At 60.7% G+C, this 11,570-nt stretch carries 11 protein-coding genes; 6 read left to right on the forward strand and 5 right to left on the reverse strand.

From position 1 onward, the window contains the following. Window positions 1-6 precede the first annotated feature (6 nt). From AACY30_RS10975 to AACY30_RS10995, 5 genes are all read right to left on the reverse strand, one after another. Window positions 7-402: a DUF1090 domain-containing protein gene (locus AACY30_RS10975; RefSeq protein WP_339540292.1), complete on the reverse strand. Its 396-nt coding sequence runs from the start codon at window positions 400-402 to the stop codon at window positions 7-9. 39 nt (window positions 403-441) lie between these two features. Beyond that, window positions 442-2,106 (reverse strand): NAD-dependent DNA ligase LigB, encoded by a 1,665-nt coding sequence (ligB, locus tag AACY30_RS10980; RefSeq protein ID WP_339540293.1) that lies wholly within the window; start codon window positions 2,104-2,106, stop codon window positions 442-444. Window positions 2,107-2,201: 95 nt separating this feature from the next. Further along, window positions 2,202-2,552 carry a DUF1090 family protein gene (locus AACY30_RS10985; RefSeq protein ID WP_049711156.1) on the reverse strand — a complete coding sequence of 117 codons (351 nt, stop codon included), beginning with the start codon at window positions 2,550-2,552 and terminating at the stop codon, window positions 2,202-2,204. A 222-nt stretch (window positions 2,553-2,774) separates the two neighbouring features. Further along, window positions 2,775-3,965 carry a methionine adenosyltransferase gene (gene metK, locus AACY30_RS10990; RefSeq protein WP_049711157.1) on the reverse strand — a complete coding sequence of 397 codons (1,191 nt, stop codon included), beginning with the start codon at window positions 3,963-3,965 and terminating at the stop codon, window positions 2,775-2,777. A gap of 18 nt (window positions 3,966-3,983) precedes the next feature. Continuing rightward, window positions 3,984-4,979, reverse strand: coding sequence for an ArsR/SmtB family transcription factor (locus tag AACY30_RS10995; RefSeq protein WP_339415305.1), 996 nt, complete (start codon window positions 4,977-4,979; stop codon window positions 3,984-3,986). A gap of 259 nt (window positions 4,980-5,238) precedes the next feature. On the opposite strand from AACY30_RS10995, the gene tkt reads away from it, so the two are divergent. From tkt to fba, 6 genes are all read left to right on the forward strand, one after another. Further along, window positions 5,239-7,236 carry a transketolase gene (gene tkt / locus AACY30_RS11000; RefSeq protein WP_339436136.1) on the forward strand — a complete coding sequence of 666 codons (1,998 nt, stop codon included), beginning with the start codon at window positions 5,239-5,241 and terminating at the stop codon, window positions 7,234-7,236. A gap of 140 nt (window positions 7,237-7,376) precedes the next feature. Next, entirely contained in the window at window positions 7,377-8,432 is a 1,056-nt protein-coding gene (epd, locus tag AACY30_RS11005; RefSeq protein WP_339415307.1) for an erythrose-4-phosphate dehydrogenase, read from the forward strand. 17 nt (window positions 8,433-8,449) lie between these two features. After that, window positions 8,450-9,613: a phosphoglycerate kinase gene (locus tag AACY30_RS11010; RefSeq protein ID WP_339415308.1), complete on the forward strand. Its 1,164-nt coding sequence runs from the start codon at window positions 8,450-8,452 to the stop codon at window positions 9,611-9,613. A gap of 29 nt (window positions 9,614-9,642) precedes the next feature. Beyond that, entirely contained in the window at window positions 9,643-9,870 is a 228-nt protein-coding gene (locus AACY30_RS11015) for a hypothetical protein (RefSeq protein WP_339436135.1), read from the forward strand. 47 nt (window positions 9,871-9,917) lie between these two features. Next, the gene (locus tag AACY30_RS11020; RefSeq protein WP_339540294.1) at window positions 9,918-10,250 is read left to right on the forward strand and encodes an MliC family protein; all 333 of its coding nucleotides are present in this window, start codon (window positions 9,918-9,920) and stop codon (window positions 10,248-10,250) included. Window positions 10,251-10,501: 251 nt separating this feature from the next. Beyond that, entirely contained in the window at window positions 10,502-11,566 is a 1,065-nt protein-coding gene (gene fba / locus AACY30_RS11025) for a class II fructose-bisphosphate aldolase (protein WP_076953202.1), read from the forward strand. Window positions 11,567-11,570: the final 4 nt, after the last annotated feature.

An 11,570-nucleotide genomic window follows, 5' to 3' on the forward strand; every position in this document is an offset into this window, starting at 1 on the left:
TCGGTTTTACTGGTCTAGCTCCTCCACGGCATCCTGCAGTTCCTTGCGGGATTCGGCGAGCTTGTCCTTGCGTTTGTTGATCTTGTCCGCGTTGCCTTTTTTCATGGCCTTGTCCAGATCGGCCTGACGGCGGCTGACCTCATGCTTGGCGTCGAGCACCTTGTTTTCCCGCTCCTTTTTCAGGGATGCGTCGGTGCAGTTGGCGGTCACTTCGCTCAGGGCTTTTTCCAGGCCGGCTTGTTGCGCACTGTTGCCGTGGGCCTTGGCCTGTTCGATCTGGGTGCTGATGGCTTGGCGCTTGGCGGCGCACCCGGTGAGCTGCGGTGCTTCCTCCGCAGCCAGCAGCGGAGTAGTCATGAAGCTTGCGACGGTCAACAGGGCAAGCGGTGCTAGAAATTTCATGTGGGACTCCAAGGTCGCAATCTGGTGGCCGGCTGGGGTCTAAAACCCGTCGATGCCGGCCGCGCGTAATGTGTCTGCCAAGGCCTGTACTTGCGGGTCGCGGAAAAAGGCGCTCAATTGCGCTGCGCGGCCCGGGCCGATGCCGTCGATGGCCAGCCAGGCTTGGGTATCTCTGGCGACCAGCGTCTGCCAGTCGCCTTCCAGGTTGTTACGTGCCGCAGGCGGTACACCCAAGGCTTTGAGCCATTGTGCGAAGGGCCGTTGCCGCGCGCTGTGAAGGCTTTTGAGGACTCGCGCACGGCTGCGATCACCGAAGCCATCAATGTTAGCAAGCTCTGCCGCATCCAGGGTCAACCAATCGAGAAAGCCTGCGATTAGACCGGCCTGGATTAATACGTTCCAGGTCTCGCGGCCGATGTGTGGCAAAGCGAGGCCCTCGTTGCCGCTCAGCCAGGTAAGGCGTGCCAGCAATTGTTCTTCACAACCGGGGTCCAGTTGCCAGCAGCTCAACGCGTGGAATTTTCCTGGGTTGGGCACTGGCAGCTCCGCCCTTGTGGTGTTGCGCAGAATGACCTCATCCAACCGAGGAATGACTTGGCCCGCCAGGCTGATGGAAACCTGGTCACCGGGGCGGATATCCAGCGCTTGCCAGCGCTTCAATGAGCCCGCGCTCACCCGGCTGACCTGCCGGTCATCCAATCGCACCGGTTCCAACTCCAGCATGGGGGTCACGCGCCCGGTGCGGCCGATCTTGAATTGCACCTTACGCACCAGCGCCAAGGCTTTGGCCGCCGGGTACTTCCAGGCAACCGCCCAGTAGGGCGCGCTGACCTGCCAGCGATCGGCGGGTGCGCGCTGCGCCTGGTGCAACACCACCCCATCGCTGGCGAACGGCAGAGGGTGGTTGTACCAATAGGCACGCCAGTGCGTGGCTTCGTTGATGTCGCGGATGGGCTGGCTGTAGCGCCGGCTATCGGTGAAACCCCAGCTTGCCAGCGTGGCCAGGCGCTCGCTGAACCCTGCCGGCCCCTCAGGCCAGGCCCAGACGAACAGACCAATGCCGGCGGCGTCGGTGTCGCTTAATCGTTTGCGGTTCATCAGCCCGGCCACCTTGCTGCGGGCATTAAGCCCTCCGCTTGCCGATTGCACATGGTCGTCGAGGTGCCAATAGAGTTCGCCTTGCAGCACCACGTCGATGGGCGCTGGCAATTGCTGGACAATGCTGGGGATTTTGCGCGCGGAGGCAGACCAGTCGTGGCCCTTGACGCCATCGCCTCGGCTGATGACTTGACTCAGTCGCCCCTGGCGATACACCACAGTCACTGCAACACCGTCTACCTTGGGTTGAATCCATACATCCTCGCGCGTACCCAGCCAGCTACCGACTGCCTGTTCATCCAGCAGTTTCTCCAGGCCGGTGTGGGCAACGGGGTGAGGCAGGGTGCCGCGTGAACTCGCGAGAGGGTTGTCGGGCGTCGCAGTGGGCTCGGGAAAGCACCGACGCCAGTGAGCCAAGCGCTGGCGCGCCTGGTCGTAAAGTTCATCAAAGACCGGGGATTGGCCAAGCCGGTGGTAGCTGTCATCCCACTGGCGGATCTGTTCGGCCAAGGTGTCGACCTGCGAGCGGGCTTCGTCCGGGCAGCCTTCGGCCCACACCCAGAAGGGTAGTGCGCTGAGTAAAAGGGCAAATAATGAACGCATCATGAGCATCCTTGCTCGGAAAGGGTGCCCAGCCTAAATGATCCGCGCGGGCACAAAAAAGCCCCGGCAGTGCGAGGCTTTTTACTGGGTGTTTCTATTTACTTGAACAGCCCGCCCAGGGCTTTCACTGCGTCGGGCTTATCGGCCTTGGCCTCTTGGTTTTGCTGCTTGGCGTCGGCTTTGGCTTGGGCTTCAGAGAGTTTGTTGCAACCTTTGTTGATCTGGTCCTGCGCGGCTTTGAAAGCCTTCACTTTCATCTTGTCCTTTTGGGCTTCGGCGGCATCGATCTTGGTTTGCAGGTCTGCAGATTGCTTCTGGCAGTCGCCGGAATTGCCGCCACCCAGTTGGGAGCCCAGGGCGCCACTCAGTGCGCTCAGGTCGGCGGCGTTTACTGGCAGGGCGAACAGGCTGAGCAGAAGAGCGGCAGGGGCGAGCGTGGAGATGCGCATGAAAAACCTCAATGTTCGATTGCCTGCGCACGTGTCTATCCCGGGCTGGCGCAGGGCAATATCCAAATAAGGTAGAGGGCCCGAGAGGGCGCGGATTCTAGAGCGCCATCATTGTGCCTGCAAGATTTGGATCCAAAAAATGTGAAAGTCATCGCGCGAGTTGCCGCGCAATAAAAAGCCCCGCCGGGCGAACCCGGCAGGGCTTTTGTGTGCCGGGAGCGATTACAGGCCGGCGGCAGTCCGCAGGTCGTTGGCGCGGTCGGTTTTTTCCCAGGTGAAGGTGGTGAAGGTGTCGTCGCCGACAGTCTTCTGCGCAGGGGTACGACCGAAGTGGCCGTAGGCTGCGGTTTCCTGGTACATCGGGTGCAGCAGGTCGAGCATGGTGGTGATCGCGTAAGGGCGCAGGTCGAAGATCTCGCGCACCAGTTTCACGATCTTGTCATCGCCGATCTTGCCGGTGCCGAAGGTATTCAGCGAGATCGACGTAGGCTGGGCCACGCCGATAGCGTAGGAAACCTGGATCTCGCAACGCTCGGCCAGGCCGGCAGCGACGATGTTCTTGGCCACGTAACGACCGGCGTAGGCCGCCGAACGGTCAACCTTGGAAGGGTCTTTGCCCGAGAACGCGCCACCGCCGTGACGGGCCATGCCGCCGTAGCTGTCGACGATGATCTTGCGACCGGTCAAGCCGCAGTCGCCTACCGGGCCACCGATGATGAACTGGCCAGTCGGGTTGATGTGGAACTGGGTGTCTTTGCTGAGCAGTTCGGCAGGCAGCACGTGCTTGACGATCAGCTCCATCACGCCTTCGCGCAGGTCAGCATAGGACACGTCCGGGTTGTGCTGGGTCGACAGAACCACAGCGTCGATACCGACGACTTTGCCGCCCTCATAACGGCAGGTCACCTGGGACTTGGCATCCGGACGCAACCAAGGCAGCAGGCCGGATTTACGGGCTTCGGCCTGGCGCTGCACCAGTTGGTGCGAGAAGGTGATCGGTGCTGGCATCAGCACGTCGGTTTCGTTGCTGGCGTAACCGAACATCAGGCCCTGGTCGCCGGCGCCCTGGTCTTCCGGCTTGGCACGGTCGACACCCTGGTTGATGTCCGGGGACTGCTTGCCGATGATGTTCATCACGCCGCAGGTCGCGCCGTCGAAGCCGACGTCGGAGCTGTTGTAGCCGATGTCGGTGATCACGTCACGAACGATCTGCTCAAGGTCAACCCAGGCAGTGGTGGTCACTTCGCCAGCGATGATCGCTACACCGGTTTTCACCAGAGTCTCGCACGCCACACGGGCGAACTTGTCTTCAGCAATGATGGCGTCCAGCACCGCGTCAGAAATCTGGTCGGCGATTTTGTCCGGATGCCCTTCAGACACGGACTCGGAGGTGAAAAGGGAGTATTCGCTCATCTCGATGTTTTCCTGATTTTACCGATGGTGAGTGTCGCCAGCCGGCCGCTGAAAATGGCGGACCTGGATCTGGAAACCATTACGTAAACCTACATAGAGGCTTTCCCCGGGAACGAGTCCCGCAGCGGTGGCCCAACGGGCCAGATCGTCCTGTTCAAAACCCAACCAGAGATCACCGCAGGCCTCCCTGGCCCAATTCTGGTTGTGGCTGCATAAATCCGTAACCAATAGGCTACCGCCGGGGTGCAGCAACCCGGCCATTTGTTTGAGCGCGTCGGCGGGGGCGGCGAAATGGTGCAAGACCATGTTCAACACCACGCAGTCGGCTTTAATCGCTGTGCTATTCAATGCATCAGCCAGTTGCAGGCGGACATTGCCCAGTGCCTCGCGCTCGCAGAGCTGGCGCGCCAGTTCGAGCATCGCCGGGCTGTTGTCCAGCGCCGTGACCTGGTGAAAACGCCGCGCCAGTTCCGGCAGGAAACCGCCATCGCCTGGGCCGACTTCGAGTGCCGTGGCCTCATCACTGAAGCTCAGCTTGTCGAGCAGCGCCAGTACGCTGTCGCGGTATTGGGCAAGGCCGGCAATCAGGTCTTGCTGGGCGCGAAACTTGTCGGCAACCCGTGCGAAAAAATCCTGGCTCGCGGCAGCCCGCTGCCCGTGGACCTGACCGATGCGGGACTGCACATCCCCCGGCAGCTCCAGGCTGTCCACTTCTTCAAGCAGGGCGGCGTGCAGCTTGCCACCGAGCAGTTCGGTGTGGGGCAGGGCGCGGCGGTAGAAAATCGCATTGCCTTCGCGGCGGGTGGCTACCAGGTCGGCCTGGGCCAATACCTTCAAGTGGTGACTCATGCCGGACTGGCCAATGGCGAAGATCTGCGCCAGTTCCAGTACGCCAAAGGAATCGTTGGTCAGCGCGCGCAATACGTTCAAACGCAGAGGATCGCCGGCGGCCTTGCACAAGGCTGCCAGTTCATCGCCGTCGTCGGGGCGCAGTGAGGGCATCGGTAGATTCATAAGGCCAGCAGTCTAGTGATGGGTGGATAACCCCGCAAGGCCAATATCAAAAAGTTTTGATATTGGTCGATAAGTGGTGGTTACAAGCAGCCGCTATAACCTTTAGACGAACCGGTTAAAGGTTTATGCAGGGGATTGGCGTCCAAAGCACAGGAAAAACCGCCCAAGTGACTATCTGTCATTGCCCGCAAGCGGTGGCTGAGGGAAAATGCCGGTCCTTTTTTCCGTTTCTTTATATTCAAACCTCAGGAGATCAGCGATGCCCAGCCGTCGTGAGCGTGCCAACGCCATTCGTGCCCTCAGCATGGATGCCGTGCAAAAAGCCAACAGCGGCCATCCCGGTGCCCCGATGGGCATGGCGGATATCGCCGAGGTACTTTGGCGTGATTACCTGAAACACAACCCGAGCAACCCGTCGTTCGCCGACCGTGACCGCTTCGTGCTGTCCAACGGCCATGGCTCGATGCTGATCTACTCGCTGCTGCACCTGACCGGCTACGACGTCACCATCGATGACCTCAAGAGCTTCCGCCAGTTGCATAGCCGCACCCCGGGCCACCCGGAGTTCGGCTACACCCCAGGCGTCGAGACCACCACCGGTCCCCTGGGCCAAGGCCTGGCCAATGCCGTAGGTTTCGCACTGGCTGAAAAAGTCCTGGGCGCGCAATTCAACCGTCCTGGCCACGACATCGTCGATCACCACACCTACGTGTTCCTGGGTGATGGCTGCATGATGGAAGGCATTTCCCACGAAGTCGCTTCCCTGGCCGGTACCCTGGGCCTGGGCAAGCTGATCGCTTTCTACGATGACAACGGCATCTCCATCGACGGCGAAGTCGAAGGCTGGTTCACCGATGACACCCCTAAGCGTTTCGAAGCCTACAACTGGCAGGTGATCCGCAATGTCGACGGCCACGATCCGGAAGAGATCAAGACTGCCATCGACACCGCCCGCAAGAGCGCGCAGCCGACCCTGATCTGCTGCAAGACCACCATCGGCTTCGGTTCGCCGAACAAGCAAGGTAAAGAAGACTGCCACGGCGCCCCACTGGGTGACGCGGAAATCGCCCTGACCCGTGAAGCGCTGAAGTGGAACCACGGCCCGTTCGACATCCCGGCCGACATCTACGCCGAGTGGAGCGCCAAGGAAAAAGGCCTGGCGGCCGAAGCCGAGTGGGATCAGCGTTTTGCTGCCTACTCCGCCGAATTCCCAGAGCTGGCCAATGAGCTGGTTCGCCGCCTCGCTGGCGACCTGCCTGCCGACTTCTCGGAAAAAGCCTCGGCCTACATCGCCGAAGTTGCGGCCAAGGGCGAGACCATCGCCAGCCGTAAAGCCAGCCAGAACACCCTGAACGCCTTTGGCCCGCTGCTGCCTGAGTTCCTCGGCGGTTCGGCTGACCTGGCCGGTTCCAACCTGACCCTGTGGAAAGGCTGCAAAGGTGTCTCGGCTGAAGACGCCAGCGGCAACTACATGTACTACGGCGTGCGCGAGTTCGGCATGAGCGCCATCATGAACGGCGTGTCCCTGCACGGCGGCCTGGTGCCTTACGGCGCAACCTTCCTGATGTTCATGGAATACGCGCGCAATGCCGTACGTATGGCAGCGCTGATGAAGAAGCGTGTGATCCATGTGTACACCCACGACTCCATCGGCCTGGGCGAAGACGGCCCGACGCACCAGCCGGTCGAGCAACTGACCAGCCTGCGCACCACGCCGAACCTGGATTGCTGGCGCCCAGCCGACGCCGTCGAATCCGCCGTGGCCTGGAAGCACGCGATCGAGCGTAAGGACGGCCCTTCGGCGCTGATCTTCTCGCGTCAGAACCTGCAGCACCAAGTGCGTACCGACGCGCAGATCGCCGACATCAGCCGTGGTGGCTACGTGCTCAAGGACTGCATTGGCGAGCCGGAGCTGATCCTGATCTCCACCGGTTCCGAAGTGGGCCTGACCGTTCAGGCCTACGACAAGCTGACCGAGCAAGGCCGCAACGTACGCGTCGTGTCCATGCCGTGCACCAGCGTGTTCGAAGCCCAGGACGCGGGCTACAAGCAGTCGGTATTGCCGTTGCAGGTCAGCGCGCGTATCGCTATCGAAGCGGCGCACGCCGACTACTGGTACAAATACGTGGGCCTGGAAGGCCGCGTGATCGGCATGACCACCTACGGTGAGTCGGCGCCGGCGCCAGCATTGTTCGAAGAGTTTGGCTTTACCCTGGAAAACATCCTGGGTCAGGCTGAAGAGCTGCTGGAAGACTAAGGCTGTAGATTGAGGTGGCTGTACTGACCTCTTCGCGAGCAAGCCCGCTCCCACATTGGAATGCAATCTAATGTGGGAGCGGGCTTGCTCGCGAAGGCGGCGGCACATTCACCCCATTACCCACGGTAATCGAGAACCCCATGCCCCAACCGCGTCCCTACAAAGTTGCACTCAACGGCTACGGCCGCATTGGTCGTTGCGTCTTGCGTGCGCTGTTCGAGCGAGGGGCGGCAGCCGGGTTTGAAATTGTCGCGATCAACGATCTGGCCGACATGGCCAGCATCGAATACCTGACACGCTTTGACTCCACCCACGGCCGGTTCCCCGGCGAAGTGCGGGTTGAGGGCGACTGTCTGCATATTAATGGCAGCTGCGTGCAAGTCTTGCGCAGTGCCACCCCCGAAGGTATCGACTGGAAAGCGCTGGGCGTCGACCTGGTGCTGGAGTGCTCCGGTGTCTATCACACCCGCGCCGACGGCCAGCGTTTTATCGACGCCGGCGCACCGCGTGTACTGTTTTCCCAGCCGATGGCCAGTGAGGCGGACGTGGATGCCACCATCGTCTACGGCATCAACCAGGATTGCTTGACCGGCGCCGAGTTGCTGGTGTCCAACGCCTCCTGCACCACCAACTGCAGCGTGCCGCTGTTGCGCCTGCTGGATCAGGCGATTGGCCTGGATTACGTGTCGATCACCACGATTCACTCGGCGATGAACGACCAGCCTGTGATCGACGCCTATCATCACGAAGACTTGCGCCGCACGCGTTCGGCGTTTCAATCAGTGATTCCGGTGTCTACAGGCCTGGCGCGCGGGATCGAGCGACTGCTGCCGGAACTTGCCGGGCGAATCCAGGCCAAAGCCGTACGGGTGCCGACGGTGAACGTGTCCTGTCTGGATATCACGATGCAGACCGTCAGCGACACCGATGCGACGCAGGTCAACCGAATCCTGCGCGACGCCGCCACCAGCGGTCCGCTCAAAGGTTTGTTGGCCTACACCGAGTTGCCCCACGCCAGTTGTGATTTCAATCATGACCCGCATTCGGCGATTGTCGATGCCAGCCAGACCCGCGTTTCCGGCCCCAGGCTGGTAAACATCCTGGCCTGGTTCGACAACGAATGGGGTTTTGCCAATCGAATGCTCGACGTTGCAGAGCACTATCTGCAAATAGCTTCCAAACAACCTCAACAGTAATTCAGGAACTGCGACCCATGACCGTGTTGAAGATGACCGACCTCGATCTGCAAGGTAAGCGCGTACTGATTCGCGAAGACCTCAACGTCCCAGTCAAGGACGGTGTTGTCACCAGCGATGCGCGAATCCTGGCCTCGCTGCCGACCATCAAGCTGGCCCTGGAAAAAGGCGCGGCCGTGATGGTCTGCTCCCACCTGGGTCGCCCGACCGAAGGTGAGTTCTCCGCCGAAAACAGCCTCAAGCCTGTCGCCGATTACCTGAGCAAGGCCCTGGGCCGCGACGTACCGCTGGTGGCTGACTACCTGGGTGGCATCGACGTTAAAGCCGGCGACATCGTGCTGTTCGAAAACGTGCGCTTCAACAAAGGCGAGAAAAAGAACAGCGACGAACTGGCCCAGCAATACGCTGCGTTGTGCGACGTGTTCGTGATGGACGCGTTCGGCACTGCCCACCGCGCTGAAGGCTCGACCCACGGCGTGGCCAAGTTCGCCAAGGTCGCCGCTGCTGGCCCGTTGCTGGCTGCCGAACTGGATGCACTGGGCAAGGCGCTGGGGGCTCCGGCGCAACCGATGGCCGCCATCGTGGCGGGCTCCAAGGTGTCCACCAAACTGGACGTGCTCAACAGCCTCAGCGCCATCTGCAACCAGTTGATCGTCGGCGGCGGTATTGCCAACACCTTCCTGGCCGCTGCCGGTCACCCGGTGGGCAAGTCCCTGTACGAGCCGGACCTGCTCGACACCGCCCGCGCCATTGCCGCCAAAGTCAGCGTGCCATTGCCGGTCGACGTGGTGGTTGCCAAGGAGTTTGCTGAAAGCGCCGAAGCCACCGTCAAGCTCATCGCCGACGTGGCCGACGACGATATGATCCTGGACATCGGCCCGCAAACTGCAGCCAATTTCGCTGAGTTGCTGAAGGCTTCGCAGACCATCCTGTGGAACGGTCCGGTTGGCGTGTTCGAATTCGACCAGTTCGGCAACGGCACCCAAGTGCTGGCCAAGGCCATCGCCGAAAGCTCGGCATTTTCCATCGCTGGCGGCGGCGACACCCTGGCCGCCATCGATAAATATGGCGTTGCTGATCAGATCTCCTACATTTCTACCGGTGGCGGCGCATTCCTTGAATTCGTCGAAGGCAAAGTGCTGCCTGCCGTTGAAGTGTTGGAAACCCGAGCCAAAGGTTAAGGCGCGTGATCCGGAAAAGGAGTATTCCCATGATCAAGTCATTGGCGTTGGTGATTGCAGCGGGCCTGCTGGTCGGCTGCGGTAGCACGCCAAGCGCGGCGCCTGAGCCTGGAAAGCCTGGAGCGCAGCCGAAAAAAAGCTGCTACCAGGCTGACTGGCAAGCCGAGACCATGCCGGTGATTAACAAGCGCCTTGGCAACGAGCGGCTGGAGCAATACGACTCCGCGCCCAACGGTCAGGAACAGGGTTGCCCTTGACGGGTCTGATCAACTGGCGGCCATCGGTCGCCTCACGAGGATTGGCAATGAAAGGCGTTTTCGCCCTGGCAGCCCTGGCCCTGTTGGCCGGCTGCAGCAGCATGAGCATGTTCAACAAGGCAGAAACTGCCGACAAGTGGACCACCTGGACCTGCGACAGCAAGGCCGAGGTCAACTGGCGTTTTGCTAACCCGGCCAAATCTGAAGTGGACGTGCGCCTAGGCGGCTCCGATCAGGTTTATCGCCTTAAACAGGACGTCGCTGCCTCGGGCGTGCTGTATGCCAACGACCAATTGGCGTTTCACACAAAAGGTGAGGAAGGCCTGGTTTACTGGGTTGCCACCGATGATTTGATTGGGCGTGGCTGCAAGGCCCAATAGTGAGATCAATGAAAATCAAATGTGGGAGCCGGTGGGTCTGTAATGCATGTGTTAGCTGACATACCGCTTTCGCGAGCAAGCCCGCTCCCACAGTAAATCCGGTTCCAAAGTGACATAAGTTGCGAACCTGACACTGCAATAACGATTCAGCAGGCCAGGCCTACAAAACCTGGCCGGCAATAACTTGAATAGCAGCCGCCGCTACGGCAGGCTTGCACGATTAACGACCCTCGACCGGGAGAGACAACACAATGGCACTTATCAGCATGCGTCAAATGCTGGACCACGCAGCCGAGTTCGGCTACGGCGTCCCAGCCTTTAACGTCAACAACCTTGAGCAGATGCGCGCCATCATGGAAGCCGCTGACAAGACCGACTCCCCCGTGATCGTCCAGGCTTCCGCCGGTGCGCGCAAATACGCCGGTGCACCGTTCCTGCGTCACCTGATCCTCGCCGCGATCGAAGAATTCCCGCACATCCCGGTGTGCATGCACCAGGACCACGGCACTAGCCCTGACGTGTGCCAGCGCTCCATCCAACTGGGCTTCAGCTCGGTGATGATGGACGGCTCCCTCGGCGAAGACGGCAAGACCCCAACCGACTACGACTACAACGTACGCGTGACCCAACAAACCGTGGCCATGGCGCACGCCTGCGGCGTGTCGGTTGAAGGCGAGCTGGGTTGCCTGGGTTCCCTGGAAACCGGCATGGCCGGCGAAGAAGACGGCATCGGCGCTGAAGGCGTGCTGGATCACAGCCAAATGCTGACCGACCCCGAAGAAGCCGCCGACTTCGTGAAGAAGACCCAAGTTGACGCCCTGGCCATCGCCATCGGCACCAGCCACGGCGCCTACAAGTTCACCAAGCCACCGACCGGCGACGTACTGGCCATCGACCGCATCAAGGAAATCCACAAACGCATCCCCAACACCCACCTGGTGATGCACGGTTCGTCCTCGGTCCCGCAAGAGTGGCTGGCGATCATCAACCAGTACGGTGGCGACATTAAAGAAACCTACGGCGTGCCGGTTGAAGAGATCGTCGAAGGCATCAAGTACGGCGTGCGTAAGGTCAACATCGACACCGACCTGCGCCTGGCCTCCACCGGCGCAATGCGTCGCCTGATGGCCACCAACCCGAGCGAGTTCGACCCACGTAAATTCTTCGGCGCCACCGTGACCGCCATGCGTGATGTGTGTATCGCGCGTTATGAAGCGTTTGGTACCGCCGGTAATGCTTCGAAGATCAAGCCGGTTTCGTTGGAGGCGATGTATCAGCGGTATTTGAAAGGTGAGTTGAACGCTAAGGTGAACTAAGCCT

It is taken from the genome of Pseudomonas sp. RA_5y_Pfl1_P24 (genome assembly GCF_963970945.1).
In the GTDB taxonomy this organism is placed as follows: Bacteria; Pseudomonadota; Gammaproteobacteria; order Pseudomonadales; family Pseudomonadaceae; genus Aquipseudomonas; species Aquipseudomonas tritici.